This window comes from Neochlamydia sp. AcF95, from assembly GCF_018342455.1.
Taxonomy (GTDB): domain Bacteria; phylum Chlamydiota; class Chlamydiia; order Chlamydiales; family Parachlamydiaceae; genus Neochlamydia.
The window spans coordinates 21,971-37,587 of record NZ_JAEMUC010000046.1; the positions used below are offsets into that span (position 1 = coordinate 21,971).

The 15,617-nt window shown below is 37.4% G+C and carries 17 protein-coding genes and 2 pseudogenes; 7 read left to right on the top strand and 12 right to left on the bottom strand.

Features of this window, described 5'->3' with window-relative positions; genetic code table 11:
* Positions 1-53 precede the first annotated feature (53 nt).
* The 5 genes and pseudogenes from NEOC95_RS05285 to NEOC95_RS05305 form a co-directional block, all read right to left on the bottom strand.
* Positions 54-641: a type IV toxin-antitoxin system AbiEi family antitoxin domain-containing protein gene (locus NEOC95_RS05285; protein WP_213152048.1), complete on the bottom strand. Its 588-nt coding sequence runs from the start codon at positions 639-641 to the stop codon at positions 54-56.
* A gap of 555 nt (positions 642-1,196) precedes the next feature.
* Entirely contained in the window at positions 1,197-1,340 is a 144-nt protein-coding gene (locus NEOC95_RS05290; protein WP_213152049.1) for a hypothetical protein, read from the bottom strand.
* Positions 1,328-1,896: pseudogene (locus NEOC95_RS09605) on the bottom strand (VapC50 family PIN domain-containing toxin). The gene NEOC95_RS05290 and the pseudogene NEOC95_RS09605 overlap by 13 nt, the downstream one beginning before the upstream one ends.
* Positions 1,897-2,367: a helix-turn-helix domain-containing protein gene (locus NEOC95_RS05300; protein ID WP_213152051.1), complete on the bottom strand. Its 471-nt coding sequence runs from the start codon at positions 2,365-2,367 to the stop codon at positions 1,897-1,899.
* Between the two features lie 220 nt (positions 2,368-2,587).
* Positions 2,588-2,737, bottom strand: a complete 150-nt coding sequence (locus NEOC95_RS05305; protein WP_213152052.1) for a hypothetical protein — start codon at positions 2,735-2,737, stop codon at positions 2,588-2,590.
* 51 nt (positions 2,738-2,788) lie between these two features.
* Between NEOC95_RS05305 and NEOC95_RS05310 the strand changes: the two genes are divergently transcribed.
* Both NEOC95_RS05310 and NEOC95_RS05315 read left to right on the top strand, forming a co-directional pair.
* The gene (locus NEOC95_RS05310) at positions 2,789-3,097 is read left to right on the top strand and encodes a helix-turn-helix domain-containing protein (RefSeq protein ID WP_213152053.1); all 309 of its coding nucleotides are present in this window, start codon (positions 2,789-2,791) and stop codon (positions 3,095-3,097) included.
* Positions 3,098-3,235: 138 nt separating this feature from the next.
* Positions 3,236-3,634 (top strand): hypothetical protein, encoded by a 399-nt coding sequence (locus NEOC95_RS05315; protein ID WP_213152054.1) that lies wholly within the window; start codon positions 3,236-3,238, stop codon positions 3,632-3,634.
* A 278-nt stretch (positions 3,635-3,912) separates the two neighbouring features.
* On the opposite strand, the gene NEOC95_RS05320 is transcribed toward NEOC95_RS05315, so the two are convergent.
* From NEOC95_RS05320 to NEOC95_RS05330, 3 genes are read right to left on the bottom strand one after another with little or no spacing between them, the layout of a single operon-like run.
* A complete protein-coding gene (locus NEOC95_RS05320) occupies positions 3,913-4,191 on the bottom strand; it encodes a translation initiation factor (protein WP_213152055.1) in 279 nt (92 codons plus the stop codon).
* Positions 4,192-4,232: 41 nt separating this feature from the next.
* Complete coding sequence (locus tag NEOC95_RS05325; protein ID WP_213152056.1) at positions 4,233-5,015, bottom strand: ABC transporter permease; 783 nt, start codon at positions 5,013-5,015, stop codon at positions 4,233-4,235.
* Positions 5,012-5,941 (bottom strand): ABC transporter ATP-binding protein, encoded by a 930-nt coding sequence (locus tag NEOC95_RS05330; protein WP_213152057.1) that lies wholly within the window; start codon positions 5,939-5,941, stop codon positions 5,012-5,014. Before NEOC95_RS05330 ends, NEOC95_RS05325 begins: the two co-directional genes overlap by 4 nt.
* A gap of 215 nt (positions 5,942-6,156) precedes the next feature.
* Between NEOC95_RS05330 and NEOC95_RS05335 the strand changes: the two genes are divergently transcribed.
* The 4 genes from NEOC95_RS05335 (at position 6,157) to NEOC95_RS05350 (ending at position 10,764) form a co-directional block, all read left to right on the top strand.
* The gene (locus NEOC95_RS05335; RefSeq protein ID WP_213152058.1) at positions 6,157-7,314 is read left to right on the top strand and encodes an ABC transporter permease; all 1,158 of its coding nucleotides are present in this window, start codon (positions 6,157-6,159) and stop codon (positions 7,312-7,314) included.
* An 8-nt stretch (positions 7,315-7,322) separates the two neighbouring features.
* On the top strand, positions 7,323-8,009 hold the full coding sequence (locus NEOC95_RS05340) for an ABC transporter ATP-binding protein (protein WP_213152059.1): 687 nt from the start codon (positions 7,323-7,325) through the stop codon (positions 8,007-8,009).
* 216 nt (positions 8,010-8,225) lie between these two features.
* Positions 8,226-9,299 carry an HlyD family secretion protein gene (locus NEOC95_RS05345; protein ID WP_213152060.1) on the top strand — a complete coding sequence of 358 codons (1,074 nt, stop codon included), beginning with the start codon at positions 8,226-8,228 and terminating at the stop codon, positions 9,297-9,299.
* Entirely contained in the window at positions 9,292-10,764 is a 1,473-nt protein-coding gene (locus NEOC95_RS05350) for an efflux transporter outer membrane subunit (protein ID WP_213152061.1), read from the top strand. The genes NEOC95_RS05345 and NEOC95_RS05350 overlap by 8 nt, the downstream gene beginning before the upstream one ends.
* 160 nt (positions 10,765-10,924) lie before the next feature.
* On the opposite strand, the gene NEOC95_RS05355 is transcribed toward NEOC95_RS05350, so the two are convergent.
* Both NEOC95_RS05355 and NEOC95_RS05360 read right to left on the bottom strand, forming a co-directional pair.
* Entirely contained in the window at positions 10,925-11,704 is a 780-nt protein-coding gene (locus NEOC95_RS05355) for a hypothetical protein (RefSeq protein ID WP_213152062.1), read from the bottom strand.
* Positions 11,705-12,401: 697 nt separating this feature from the next.
* Positions 12,402-13,085, bottom strand: a complete 684-nt coding sequence (locus tag NEOC95_RS05360; RefSeq protein WP_213152063.1) for an F-box/LRR-repeat protein — start codon at positions 13,083-13,085, stop codon at positions 12,402-12,404.
* Between the two features lie 218 nt (positions 13,086-13,303).
* Here NEOC95_RS05360 and NEOC95_RS09850 point away from each other — a divergent pair.
* Positions 13,304-13,453, top strand: a pseudogene (locus NEOC95_RS09850) (transposase); the annotation flags it as partial.
* A gap of 215 nt (positions 13,454-13,668) precedes the next feature.
* Here the strand turns inward: NEOC95_RS09850 and NEOC95_RS05370 are convergent.
* Positions 13,669-14,370, bottom strand: coding sequence for an MgtC/SapB family protein (locus NEOC95_RS05370; protein ID WP_166154485.1), 702 nt, complete (start codon positions 14,368-14,370; stop codon positions 13,669-13,671).
* Positions 14,371-15,038: 668 nt separating this feature from the next.
* Positions 15,039-15,215, bottom strand: a complete 177-nt coding sequence (locus NEOC95_RS05375) for a DUF1328 domain-containing protein (RefSeq protein ID WP_079979973.1) — start codon at positions 15,213-15,215, stop codon at positions 15,039-15,041.
* Positions 15,216-15,617: the final 402 nt, after the last annotated feature.

Below are 15,617 nucleotides of genomic sequence, written 5' to 3' on the forward strand. Positions count from 1 at the left end.
TTCTTTGGCAATCACTCGCAAACGAGCTTTAAGAGATTTTTCTAGATCAGCAGTCATGTGGTATAAGACAAAATATAAGGCTTGATATTAACGCGCAAAATATTCGCGTATTCAATTAATTTCTTTGAATCAGGCTTTATATCCGCTAATGTAAAATATTGCCTTAATGCCTTAAGAGCGATTTCTTTACTTAAGTAACGAAAAGCATCTACAATTGTTCGCTCTCTATCAAAAATATGAACTGTGTACTCTCCCATAGTAAGTGTTTCCTTTCCAAGGTCAGTATTACGCATTCTCACAATATGAGCGTTAGGACGTTTTGGTGAACGTCTTTGATTTGGGATGGCAATCCAAGCTTCACGCATGATTTGATCTGTTAGCTCGTAATAAAAAAGAGCAGAAATGAGACAGATTACTCCTTCTGGAATACTAGCTGCTGTAAAAGCTAGGTTTTCCCAGTCAAAATCTACTTTTGGTTCATAAGTGGGGGATCGGTAAACCCCTGAACAAATTTTTTCCAAGATACCATTTTTAGTTAAATAGATAATAGACCATCTTGGAATGCCTTGATTTTCCGCTTCTTTAAGAGTAAACAAAGGCCTGTTTAAAAATTTTTCTAATTTATCTTCGTATTTTTTCATATTTGCAATTCTGCAAAATGCACTCATTCATGTCAATTGAGTACATTTTGGGGAATCTACTCAAAAATGAACCAGAAATACCAATTGACAAATGCTGGGAGTTGCGTTTATCAACTTCCTTTAAAATAGAAGAGTCTTCTTGGAAGAGAAATCGTAACGATAGGTTTTTGGTGATTAATTCAGTTTCCATAACCTAGCTGTTCCTAATGACGTTTTTGGAAATCCTTAAAATTCATCAGCAGAAATAAGTTAGGAATAAAGACCTCTGGTAAAGCTTTTAAAGTCTTTGAGTACAGCTTTTTTAGTATTGTTGTCCGTCATAATTAAAACTGTTGTATGTTCAATTCGAGCGTGCCTATTATCTAATTCCTTTTGCAACAGAGGGAGTGTTTGTAAGATCAATCGTGTTCCAATGCCGTGCGAATGGTAAGTAGGAGGTACAGCAATTTGCTCTAATTCTAAGATTACTTATTGGCGGAACCTAATTTTCTCACTCCACTGGATATATCCCAAGATTTCTTTCTCAGCGGCTGCGACGAACAGCTTAATTCGAGGTTAAGCATTAACGTCACATTTAATCCATTCCTCAGATAGAGCCTGCCAAAGAAAAGCTTTCCTGTGTACTTGACTTACCTCTAAAATGTCCTCCAAATCCATCGGTCTAATTTGCATATGCAGCTGTCTCATCAAATAAGCCATTCATAATCTTTTAAATAAGCAACCGTTTGTGGGAGTGATTGCTTCTCCAGTATAGCTAAGTATTCTTCAGAACTTTTTGGAGGTTTTTTCAAGCTTAATCTGGTTTCTTGCACGGCTTTCATAACTTTGCTGGGACTCAAATCGATTAGATGCCTTAGAAATTCGCCAGGGTGCTAAGCATCAATCCCATATTTGGCAACAGCTGATGGAGGAAAATCCGTTAAATTATAGGTCACAATAGTTTGTGCGTTTGCTTTGATGGCTGCTGCTAATACATGTCGATCATCTGGGTCTGGTAGCTTCAAATTGTCAATCAGCTCTTCATAGTCTAAGACTAAACAATCTTTGACATGTAAGTCCATTTTGGCTCGTGCCATTTCGAGACGCTCTTCAGTCAAGTCCGATCGATTTTTTAAAAGGCTGCGCATCCATCGCAATGAATATCTTTTGTCCATTTCGCTTGATAAAGATCTATTAATGCGAATCGCATCAGAAGATCTCTTAGAGGAGCTGGCTACAAGACGCATGAGTCATAAATCACGATAAAGCTAGCCATTTAATATCCCATATCCAGGTTTTGTGCTTCTTCAGCCAACTCATCTAGAGTTTTACGACGCGCTGTGTCAATTTTAGCCTTATAATCCATTAAATCTTGGAACAGAATTCGGCGCCTTGTCCCTACCTTACGAAAGGGAATTTTTTTTTCTTCTAGAAGTCGAATCAGATAAGGGCGTGAAACGTTAAGTAAATCTGCAGCTTCTTGGGTTGTAAGTTCCGCATGCACAGGAATTAACGTGATTGCATTTCCTTCTGCCATTTGAGTGAGCACTGTCATCAACAGCTTAAAGGCTGAAAGAGGCAAGGTAACCGAACTCTGTTGATAATTATCAGTTTCAAGTAGGATTTTAACGGCTTTTCCTTTCTGCAAGTCCATGGAAGAAAGGATACGGCTAGAAGCTCGAGCTAATTCTACCTCGCTTTCGCTAGGCATATTAGGCTCAGGTAAGTGAAAAGATTGCATAACCATAGATACTCCTATTAAATGGTCTTCTATTCTTAAAATAGCATTTATTCGAAATATTCGCAATGTAAGTAATAATCGAAACGAGATTGGCAGTAAGGTCTAGGATGATAAAGCTTTTTGGTTTTTTCGGACCACGCTAAGTGAGGGGGGGGGGGGGCTATTGAGTAATGTGTATTACATTAGTTCTATTTATATTAGGGAGATAAAGGGGAGCAACTTTTCTTTAAGTTCCCGTCAATACTAGTAAATTCTCTCTAACCATAGAAGGAGCCTCTCCAGGGCGAAGGAGCCGAACATCTAAGAAGGCTTGAAGTTCATAGAGTTGTTTCATTCCTTCGATGAATTGGTTCGAGAACGCTCCGGTGCTGGGCATATCCCAGGGCACTTCTCTAATATGCGGTGAGAGTCAAATCGGAGGAATATTATGGCTAAAAAAGTTTTGTCTACCTATAAAAGGCTTGCTCAAGACCCAGCTCGTAAGAAAAGAATGGGTGAAGAATACCAAAAGCTTCTATTAGCTGAGTTGATCAGTGCTTTAATAGAGGAAGATCATATTTCTGTTAGAAAGCTTGCCAAAGTAGCAAAATTATCACCTTCTATCGTTCAAGACATTCGATCAGGCAAGAAGGATCACCTAACGCTTGAATCCCTTGCAAATATCATTTCTATTTTGCGATATTCTATTGTAGGGGAAAAAGCGCAGGGTAATTGCCGTTCACTAAGAAAGTTATGAGCTCCCGGTTTAAGGAAGCAATGGAGGAAGCACATCTACCTCGTTGTAATTAAAAAGCTTGAAAATATTATTTAATCCCGATAAATTTTGAGATCTTTAACGAGGCTTTACCCTTAGAATGGATTCAGGAGTTATTTTATGATTAGAAGTTCATACCCCATATTTGATGAAGTTTTTTGCGCTATTCAAGGCTTTGCTGGAGCTCATCTTGTAAATGTCATTAAAGGTGCAAAAATTCTTAATCCTACCACTGCAGCTATATGTTTTGCTGGTATTGCTTTAACTGAAAAGGTTGTTTATGAATTAAGTAAGCGTATTATTCCTGGACCTACGGTATTTTTAGGCCCGCTCCCTTTAGGAGCTAAAAATATCGTATCTTATAGTTTAGCTATCTATACAACATTTAAAATTATGAAATTAGCCGGCCTAATTTTAGCGATACCTAAAGGAATCGTAGTTATAGGTGCTGTCTGCTCAGTAGCTTTGGTAATAAGTGGCACTGCAGCTATCATAAAAACAGCCTCCTTAATCTTTTGATGAATGTCTACGATAGCATGCAGCATCTACAACATGGTCTCTTTAGCCATGCAGCTTAAGGTGGTGTGTAACCGATGCTTAAGTCATCGGTTACTTGGGACCCTCCCTAAGCTCTTATGCAGCATCTTTGGCCCGCCGTTGGCTTGTCAAAGTCCGTAGCGCACAATCATCAGCATAACTTTTTAAGCCCCAGGTTCTTCCTGTTTTTAGATTTGCTTCCATTTTATCTAAAGCGTAAGCTTGGGCACTTTCTTTGATTCAAAGAATAAAAAAAAATTTTAAGAAAATTTAATACTATACTCCTCTAAAATTTTTTTAACTTTATTGACATTATCTCCTTGGATTTCAATATCTGCATCCTTGACAGCACCTCCGCACCCAAGCTTCTTCTTGAGAAGAGAGGCTAAATGGATGAGGTCGTTAGAAGGCATATTTAAATTTAAAATAACTGTTAAAATATTTTTCCCTCTTTTGACTAAGCGAATCTTTACCCCTTTTGGAGGCTTTGAGGAAGCTGGTTTGCTGGGTATCCATTGTCCTTCTATTGTAAAAGGCATATTTCCCTCTTTTAAGTAAGTGTTAGAAAAGCCACAAGCTTTTATTCCAAGCGCCCTAAACCCTTTCTACGGCTCTTTTCAAACATCCATTTAAAAAGCAAAATAGAAAACGTTAGGTAAATAGCGTTTAAGGTTAGGCTATAAAAAAGGTAGATATAGGGGAAAGGTTTTTCATCTAAAATGCTTCTCATGCCTTCGAAAATATAAGTGGAGGGCAATAGCCAAGAGATTTTCTGGGCCCATACGGGCAAAATATTTACAGGATAAAACACCGCACTGAAAGGCGCAAATAAAAAACCGATCATCCAAGCCAGCATTTCGACTTGATGGCCCCAGTAAATAATAATACTGGCGGCTACGAAGCCAAGGGTCCATCCAAACATAAGTAGCAGGATAGCAAAAGGAAGAAATGGCCAGCCCACGGTAAATACGTTTAATGTATAAAGTAAATAGACCGTAACTGCTCCAAAGGCTACTGTTAAGATTAGCTTGCATAAGCAGAGTAATATCGTTCCTATTATCCATTCACAGATCTTTAAGGGAGTAGAAAAAAGGTTAACTAAGTTGCGATTCCAAAACTCTTGAAGAATATTTATCGAAATATCCACCGATCCACGCCAGGTTACTTGCCAAAAGATTAAAGCGGTCATAAGTACCAAAGGAAGGTTGGCTACATGATTTTGATGTTGTATCCACCTTGAGGTTAAGCCCCAGAGAAGAATATCTACGAGAGGCCAGTAAAAGATATCGGATAGCTGGTTGGGTCCTTTAATCGCATTATAATAATAACGAAAGAAAACACCTTTGATTCTACTAAAGTTCATCGTTTTTGCTTGGCTATATGGTGAAAAAAATCATCGAGAGAAGGCTCTTTTATTTTGATAGTGACGTAGTTTACCCCTTCTTTACTTAAAGCGTGCAAAAAAGCAGGAATTTTATCTTCTTCTATGAGAATTTCGATATTTCGATGATCCACACTATATTTAAAACCAGCTGTTGATGCTACTGCTATGGTACGATTAAGGCCTGCCTGTACGCATAATTTAACGCGAACGGCTGAAATGCTTTTAGCTAATTTTTCGGGAAGATCGTCAGCAATGATTTTACCTTCTTTAAGAAAAATTGTACGATCACAAACTTCCATGACTTCTTCCATTTTATGAGAGGAAAAGAGGATAGAAAGGCCCTTTTTATCTCTTTGTTCAAGAAGAAAAGAACAGATGTCGCTTGCTATATCAGGATCTAATGAGGCGGTAGGTTCGTCTAAAAGCACTATCTGAGGATTGGTAAAAAAAGCTTTAACTAGCATGAGCCGAGTGACTTGCCCCGCAGACAATGAAGCTACCCGCTGATTCCTCTTTCCAAGAATTCCAAAGCGTTCTAAGAGGGGATCAAATTTTAGAGCACTTTCCTTTCGGGTCAAACCATAGAGCAGGCCAAAGACTTCTAGATTTTCTTTAACGGTTAGAATCCAAGGGAGACTGGTATAGGTGCTGGCAAACGAAACCTTCTCAAGAATGTCCGAACGAGCATGAGCAAAGTCTTGTTGGAAATAAAAAATAGCTCCTGAAGTGTAGGCTAGCGTACCTAAAAGCATTTGGATTGTAGTAGTCTTACCTGATCCATTGGGCCCTAGTAATCCTAAAATTTCCCCTTTTTTTAAATCAAAAGAGATTTTATCAATCGCTGTAAAAGGAATTTTTCCAGGGTAAATCTTTGTAAGATTTTGAACAGAAAGAACATTAATCATATAAGCTTTTTTTATTCCCTCAAATTAAACAGATAATAATTTATATCATTCTTTAGGCTTTTCACTCAATAGAGAGCAAAACTTCCAAATTTTTTTTAAATGATTGCTTGCTAAAGTTTATAATTTTTTTTATACAAGGTAAGTTTGCTATGTCAGCTGTAAGGCAGTGCTTTTTTTACGGATGCTAATTTTAAAATGGCTTAAAGATTTTTACCATGTTCGAAGTAGCTTTTAAAATGTTAATAGGAGATAAAGCTAAATTTCTAGGTCTTATATTTGGCATTTTTCTTTCCAGTTTTCTGATTTGCCAACAATCGGCTATTTTTTTAGGGCTCGTAGAACGTTCCTATCGGCTCATCACAGACATACCTACTCCAGAAATTTGGGTTATGGATCCAGGCACTGAGCATATAGATAAAATACGTGAAATGCCTGACAGCCAAATTGATAAGGTTAGGAGTGTTCCTGGAATCCTTTGGGCAGCCCCCTTGTCGATGGCCTATTTACCCTTAAAGCTTCCTAATGGGTTGTTCCATGAAGCTCAAGTGGTGGCAATCGATCAAAATTCTCTGTTAGGCGCTCCTCAACATATGGTTAAAGGCGTGGTAGAGAGCCTGCGGCATGAGGGAGGCATTATTTTAGATCAACATGCTGTTCGAAAAGCTTTAGTGACATATGGGGCCGATGGCAAACCTTCTTATCTTAAGTTAGGCGATAGTTTAGAAGTAGCTGATCAGTACGTTGTCGTGGTGGGCATCGCTCAATTAACCTTAGGCTTTTATCCTCAACCCATTATGTATATGGCCTATCAGCAGTATAAAAATCTGACTCCTTTTAAAAATCGCCATCTAGGTTTTATACTGGCCAGAGTAAAGCCTGGAGAAAATGTTGAGAAAGTGGTTCAAGCTATAAAAGATCAAACTGGGCTTTCAGCTTTTACTCGAGAAGGATTTAAGTGGCGCTCCATTTGGTATTTCCTAAGTACAGGTGTTTTGATTAATTTTGGAACCACAGTCCTTTCAGGTTTTTTGCTAGGTATTGCTATTGTAGGGATTATGTTTTATATGTTAACGATTGACTCTCTGCCCTTTTTTGCCATGCTCCGTGCTCTGGGCGCCACCCCGCTTAAGATTGCTCATATGATATATTTCCAAGCTTTGGTCGCAGGAATTATAGGCTTTGGGCTAGGATTAGGGGCTGCAACTTTAGCAGGTCAAATGATTATCTTTTCGCAAGGTACGATTGCCTTTCTATTTCCCCCTTTAATATTCCTATTTGCAGCTTTTACAATTATTTTAATTAACTTATTGGCAGCGCGGATATGTATCCGTAGAGTTTTGAAAGAAGATCCTAAAATTGTTATGAGCAAATAGGCAAAAATATGGCACAAGAAATAGCTGTTAGCTGTCAAGATGTGGTAAAAAGCTATGGCACTGCTGAGATGCAACAGATGGTGGTAAAATACTTGACCCTTGACTTTTTTTGTGGCCAGTTAGCTTTTTTAATGGGACCTTCAGGGTGTGGCAAAACAACCTTTCTTTCAATCATAAGCACCATATTAAAAGAAGACGAAGGAAAAATCGAAATTTTCGGAAAAACTACTCGTGATTTTAATGAAGAAGAGAAAACTAAGTTCAGATGCGAAAATATTGGGTTTCTTTTTCAGAATTTTTATTTAATGCCCTCTTTAACCTGTATTGAGAATATTGAATTACCTCTTTTATTACAGAATAAATCTAAACAAGAAGCAAGAAATCGTGCCTATGAAGCTCTAGCAGATATAGGTATTGCTCCATTAGCCAATCGATGGCCTCAGGAGCTTTCAGGAGGCCAACAACAGCGGATAGCTTTAGCTAGAGCTCTTATTCATCAGCCTCAATTAATCATCTGCGACGAACCTACAAGTTCTTTAGACCATGCAAACGGATTAATCGTGATGAATTTATTAAAGACGCATGCCTTAAAGCCAAAAAATGCGGTCATTGTAGCCACCCATGATAAAAGAATATTAGAGTATGCTGATCGCATAATAGAATTGAATGATGGAATAATCGAGAAAATCTACTAAAGCTTTTTAAGATGAATGAAGGGGTAATTGCTTCTGAATTATAGCAGAAAGCCACTTGCAAACAAGCTGTAGAGCCCTAGAAAGAAAATGAGCTAAAAAATAAAAAAGGTTGTTTAAAGGTTGATTAGAGCCTCTATTAAGGATAAGAAAAAAGGAGCTATTTTTATAAACCTTAAGAGGTGAAATAATAAGAGTATTTAAAAGCATGGCAAGGGGATGAATCAAAAACGAAAATATTTCATGGTTTTAGCTTTATTAGCTTTTATAGGGCTTTTAGCAGCTATCTGGATGGTTTTTTTTAAAAAAGAGCCTAAAATTCATTACCTAGAAGATCCTTATTTACATTTTATTGCTAGAAAAAATGCTATATATGGCATTGGCATAGTCATTCCAAGAAGCGAAGAGATAGCTATCCAGGCTTCTAATGGGCGAAGAATTGATAAGGTTTTTGTTAATGAAGGTGATAAAGTAGGTCTAGGTGATCCTCTGATTCAATTAGAAAATAAAGAATTACTTCATGAGGTGGCAGCAAGCGAGGCGGCTTTAGCGAAGGCAAAGATGCAATTAGAGCGTTTACGAGCTCTTCCTAGAAGTGAAAATCTAACATCTCAACAAGCTCTTCTTCATCAGTCTAAAGTAGACTTACATGAAGCTGAAAGGCAACAAGGATTAGCCCAAGATCTCTTAGCTAAGCAAGCGATAAGCCCAGGAGAACTTAATCAAAAGAATTATCTTGTAGAGGTACAAAAAGCTAAATATGACTATTTAATGGCTCAATTTCAGCAATTAAAAGCAGGTGCTTGGCAACCTGATTTAGATGCAGCAAATTTTGAAGTCGAGTATCAGAAGGCTCTTTTAGAGCTTTCTCGCCAGAAGTTAGATGATACTCTAATAAAAGCTCCATTAGAAGCCACAGTATTAAAGGTTAATATTCATGCTGGTGAGTTAGCTCAATCCACTAAAGCAGAGCCTTTGATGATTTTAGGAGATATTGAAGAGTGTTTTGTAGAGGTGTCCATTAATGAAGATGAAATCTCTTATCTTAGGCCTCATCAAGAGGCAGTAGGTTTTTTTAGAGGAGTAAATAATAAGCCCATCCTTTTAAGTTTTGTAAAAATTAAGCCTCTGCTGGTTCCCAAGAAAAATCTTACGGGCTCAATTATGGAACGTATAGATACTCGAGTAGTGCAGCTCATTTATCGTTTTAAAACCTCACAGAAATGTTTTTTTGTCGGTCAAGTAATGGATGTCTTTATACCCGATTCTAGAAATGGCACCCACGATGAATAAGTTTTTTTCCCTCAGCCTAGCATTAATAGCGATGAGTGGCATCTGTACTAGCTGCCAGAGGGTAGGACCTGCTTATAAAAAACCTCATATAAGGCTGCCTGAGCACTGGGAGATAAAGCAAGATCAAACCTTACTTAAGCAAGTGCCTGTAGGAGTGCAAGAAGAGGATGAGTTACCTAACTGGTGGGCAGCTTTTCACGATGTTATACTTGAGAGATTGATCAATAGAGCTTTAGAAAATAATCCTGAAGTTCATATTGCTTCTCAGCGTCTTCAAGAATATCAAGCTCTATTGTTAGAATCTAGAGCGGATTATTTTCCTAGGGTTCATATGGGTATGGGTCACACTAATGCTGTCTCTCCAGCAGATGGGATTTTTTTTCAGCAACCAAGCTTGATCAATTACTTAAAAACTCAAAATGTCAAAAACCAAAGACGCTATGATTTCTTTCATCTGGGCCCTATGATTTCCTGGGAGATTGATTTGTTTGGAAGGCTTCACAGTGAAAACTTGGCAAGAGAAGCAGAACTTGAGGCTTCCCATGAGAATTTGATGGCTATTCAGCTCTCAATTACAGCAGAAATTTCAAAAGCCTATCTTCGATTAAGAAGCATTCAACATCAATGGTTAGCAGAAGAAACCTATCAACAAATTTTGCAAGCACGAGCCAATCTTTTAAAGGAACGGTTAGTACTTAATCATTCCTCTTTAGACTCAATCGCCAAGGTTGAAATAAAAATTTGTGAAAGTAAAAATGCCATCTTACAGTTTAAGAAATATTTCGAGCAACATAAACACCGCTTACTTACTTTGATAGGTGAGACAATATGGCCTTTTGAGGAAAATCTTTTATGCCCTGCCCCTATGCCTCGACCTAACGTTCAGGTAGCTGCAGGAGTGCCTTCAGATTTATTACACCAACGCCCCGACATACGTCAAGCAGATCGTGAGCTGGCTGCTGCAACTTATCGTATTGGAAGAGTAATGGCCGAAGCTCTCCCTCATTTTGCCTTAATAGGGAGTATTGGGGGAATGAGTAAGCAGTTAGCAGATATTTTAAGTTTTAAAAATTTGTATTGGCTATACGAGCCTTTAACCTCTTTCCCTCTATTTGATGCAGGCAAAAATAAAGCAACTGTAAATGCCTATAAAGCGCGTGCTAAAGCAGCTTTTTCCCATTATCATCAAAAGCTTTTAAACGCTGTGGAAGAGGTCCAGCTTGCTCTACATTCGCTGCAAAGTAAAGAAAAGCAGTTAGTTGAGAATAAAAATATCTACTCATATGCTGTTGGTTCTGTAGAGAGAGAGCATCTGCTTTTCCAGCAGGGCATAGGTGATTTCGCTGCCTTTAATCTAGCAGAGGATGAGGCTCATCAGCGGAAGATGCAATGGCTTGTAGCAGAAGAAGAATATGCTTTAAGTTATGTGACTTTATGCACGGCCCTAGGAGGCAAAGCTAATTAATTAAAGAGGGATTTTAAATCTTCATTTCAAGCCTTCTCTTGAAGAAGAAAAAGATTAAGCATAAAAGAGTAGATATGTATGTTAATCGATAGGAAAAGGGCAAGCTGCTTTACTTTTAAGTTGACCTTTTAAAAAGAAGGACCAATCACTAAGGAGACTTTTAGCTTGCGGCGACTTCTTCTTGGGCAATAGTTTTTTTCTCTTCTTCAACATTATCTTTATGGGGCGGTCTTGAAGGAGGAGGGCTTTTATCTTTTTTCAGCAAAGCTTCTTTCTTTCTTCTTTCTCTTTGGCTTAACAGTTTTTCTTCGTCGTGTTGATCATCTATAGGACTAGTTTTTGCTTGTTGAAGGGCTTCTTCTGCTGTTTGGTCAGGAGGGACAGCTTCTGGCTGTTCTGGAGAAGAAGAGAAGTTTTTCTTCCACATCTCCTGAATTTGTTGAAGAGCAGCAGCCTTTCCCTCATATTTTTTGAGTTTAGCCTGTAATTCTTTATCTTGAGCCAAAGAGCCATGGTGTTGCAGCTGATAAAGGCGTTCTTTATAATAATCTAAAGAGATCGGCTTAGGTGCTCCTAGCTTGCTATATTTTTTTAATATTTCGTTAAGGCTACCAGAAGAGGTGGTGTTTAGAACAATAGCTTCTAATTTTCCTCGCGTCTCTTTTTTTGCTTGTCCTAGGCCTAAGTCAAGCGCATACTGGCCCAAGTGATTCAATTGATCATCATTAAAATGCTGCAGATATTTATGACGGCGCTCGTCAGTCTGCATATTACTAGGAAAGAAGACTGTAAACTTTAATTCTTTACCCCCTACCTGGAGGATTTTTATCGCACTTTTTCCGTCGGAAGATAAGTTAAAGCCTTGAAAAATCTTTTGTTGAGCTTCTGTGGGTGGCTGAATCATAAGTTTTGGGCTAGCTTGATGAATAGGATTAACCATAGAATCTCCACGAGTTAGAAATAAGCATCCAACCCCTATTATACTTGTTTATAGAAATTAAGGATATAACTTTATTATGAATAGTCTTTTAAATATATAATATGGAATTATTTCTTTCTAAATAAGAGAAACGAATAAACTTTTTCCTGTTTATGCAAGCGATCACAGGATACCTCCAGCTTTAGAGAGGATTCTGTGGGCATCTGTAAGGTCAAAATATTTGCAAATAGCTTTTTTCTATTTCTTGCATGCTTTCTAATATGCATTATCTTCTTACTATCAAGAGCTTAAGTGCATTCTCTCACGATGATTGCTGCCTGTTTATATATATCCGTAGCTGTTAGAAATCTTGAGACGTAAATGATCTAATTGCTTCTTTACTACAGCAGGGCGCATGCTAGTTCTTATCCTCTAAGCTATTAGCATTGCTCTTGAGAGGCTCAAAATTTACATTTTTTATTCATTGCTAGATGATTAGCGTATAACCCTGGTCACTGATAGGCTAGCTGTCTACCTTCATCATTTTCTCCCTAGCCTTTGATAAATTTTAAAGCCTCATTTTTCCTATAGTCCTTATAGTCCTTAGCAAAAAAAATAATTAGGAATTTAGATAGCGCAGCTAATATATAAGGACAGCAATCATGCTCTAGATAAGCTCTTAAAGGATAAGCTCTGTATACACCTCATCTCTCACTACTTAAAGGGCCAGATCCCATGATCTTCTAAGTATCCTTAGCCTACGGAGCTGCCCTAATTCGTTAGGAAGAGCGGCAAGCTTATTATCGTTTAAGAAAAGCTCCTCCAGCTGTGCTAATTGCCCTATCTCTGGAGGTAAAAAGGTTAAACCTCCTCCTTCTAATTGCAAGCTTTTGATAGCTCTGCCATACCGTTCAATCCAATCCTTAAAAAGCTCTCCTTTTTCTGCTAAAGATAAATGCTTGATCTCTTCTTGCTCTAAGTATTCCTCCCCACCAGGTAATTTTTCCCACATTAAGAGGCGATTAATATTTAACAGATAAGAGGTGTAATTAGCTGACGTGAGATATATATTTTCCTTAGAGGTATCTTTAAATTCTAAAGAGGAAAGCGATTTGGTTAAAATAAAGGCTTGCTTAAAGATTGCCTTTACCTTTTGCAGCGTAAGAAGCTCATGATCTAGCTCATAAATTCTATCTAAGATAAAAGCAGGCTTATTAACATTTCCTTGAGGAAAATGAATTTTAGCTATTTGCCTATAGAGAGAAGGCATGACTTCACTAGCCAGAAGATGGCGCCATTTTCTGCACACGTTAGATAAGGAAGATGTGGCACAATATTTTAAAATGGAAGTTAGCACTTCATTAGGCAAGTGCTCAAGGGCAATATCAGTAGTAGCATGCATTTTATAGCCTTTATTAAGATTTAACTTAATTTCTTTATGATGAAAAGATATAAAAAAATAAAAAACAGGTAAGAGAATAATACAAATAGCTTTATAATTTTTAAATTATGATAAGAAGGTGTTTTGGAACTCTCGCTTTTTAATAAGGCGAAAATAAAATCAAACAAAGAAGGAGTATAATGTAGGGAAGCTATCCTGTGATTTAAAGTGATAGGGAGTGGAAAGAAATCAAGCATATTTTCTCTGTCTTCTATGAAAAAGGAGGCAGGTTCTATAAACGTTTCAAACGAGACATATTAGAGGCTATCCTTTATGTAAACCATACAGGATACCAATGGAGACATCTTCCCCATGATTATCCTCATTAAAAGGCCTTAAAAATAGTGCTAGCGCTCCTTTTTTTGTTTTATAGTTTGGTTTATTGCTTTCAACTCCATAACTTACCTTCCTGTTAAACAAATGAAATAGCATGCTTTATTTTTTATTAACACCCTAGGAATTAGATGTGGACCAAAAAGGCGGGATAACCAGAAATAAAAAAGCCAGGCCTTAAGCTTATGGAGAGGTTAAAGCTCTATAACAGCTAAGGGAAGGCTCCTGCATCATCAATAAGTTCGATATTTTCAATGCCTTCTAGCTTACGTAGTTCATCAATTATTTCTATAAAATGAGCTTGAGAAGCAGCCTTGAACAATAAATGAAAAATTTCTTTATCTCCTACTTTTTCTATTTGTAGGCGGCTAGAATCATAACGTTTATTTAAAGTGATTAAAATCTCTTGCAGGGAAGCTAAGTGAATAGCACCATTTTTGGCACCAAACCGTAGACCTACAGCTCGATTTTTTTTGATAAATCTTTTTTCAAGAGGTTTTATTCCAGCAAGGATGATGAGAATGAGCAGGGTTGTACTAACTGCTGCCAAGTAAAGCCCTCCTCCAATAGCTAGACCGACTGCCGCCACCGCCCATAAGCTTGCTGCTGTTGTCAGACCGCGGATCACATTTTTTAAAAAAAGGATGGTGCCAGCTCCTAGAAAACCAATTCCGCTAACCACCTGGGCAGCTACACGTGAAGGATCTAAATTAATTAATCCTTCATGCACGACTTCATGAAAAGCGTACTGCGAGACAAGCATGATAAGAGTAGATCCTAAGCATACGAGCATATGTGTGCGTAGGCCAGCGACCCAGCTTAATCGTTCTCTTTCAAATCCGATTAAGCCACCCAGCAAGCCTGATAGCAAAAGTCTCAAAATCATTTCTTCTGCAGGTAAGGCTGGAAGCATAAATATCTACCTCTAGTATGTTTACATTCTTGGATTAAGGCTGATTGGATAATATTTTATCAATACTTTCAAGTATATTTTGATTTAAGCTTGTTTTTTTGCATAGTCCTAGGTGGAAAACTATATAGACTATCGAAAAAAGGTAAAAAAGGAATAAGATAGCTTTTGCCTATACAATTTTACTTGGGTAGAGCCTTAGCAGCTAAAATTAAGAAATGGAATAAAAAAGAAAAAATTGCTTGCAGGTGAAGTTTCTATAGTTAGTTGCCTGGCTGCCGTACTCCAGCTTGTTCTTTGAAGGATTTATCTTCAAGAGTTGCTAATAATTTTAATTTAGGCTAAATCCCGTTAGTCTAGAAGGTAGGCTTTACGAAGCGGATTTGTTTTATGAACATGCAATCATGCAAGGCTTATCTACATGCCAGGTAAAATTAATCTTATGAATTATACCGCTTAGAAACTTGTGAAAAAAACGCCTAATCTTCTAGCAAGCTTTGTCTTCTCAGTAAATTTTTCTTATATAAGCTTTTTCTAATTGAAAGCTTAAAGCATTCATGTTTAGCAAATCTTAAACGATTAGCTTTCCAAAGTAGATACCAAGCTACAAAACTCTAGAAAGGTCTGTAGCTTAGTATCTCCTTAGAAAAAATTGTTGCTTAGCGCTTAATTTAAGGCTGAGGAGTACCCATCATCCCATATCCGGATACCATAGTAATAATAAAAAGAATAAGAAAAACGATGAATAAAACTTTGGCGATAGTAGCGGCTATGCCTTCAATACCTCTGAAACCCATTAAGCCTGCCACGATAGCAATAATCAAAAATGTTAATGACCAATATAACATATGTATATCCTCGCTGTTAGTTTTTATCATCCTAAGATAATATATAAAAATTTTTTCAGTTTTTGTTTTAAGCATTTTCAAATGCGTAGGCCTTATTTAATATATTTCTAGGCTTTAATTTTTTTAAAGACTAAAAAAATAAAGCTTTTTACACGTTATCGAGAACTTCTTTGCTTGATGGCTATCTTGCAAGGGCTTAGAAATAATTTAATATCAAATAAACCCACCTAAAAAAACTTGGGGCTCAAATTCTGATTGAAGAGCTTTCTCTACAAGAGAGAAGTTTTCATATCATGTGAGTCATTGAAGACAAAACTCTAGATTCAAGAAACCTTGAAAGGGGGCTACGAATGATGCAAGCGATAAATACTATCCTCCTTCGGCCAATTTTAAAAACTTTTT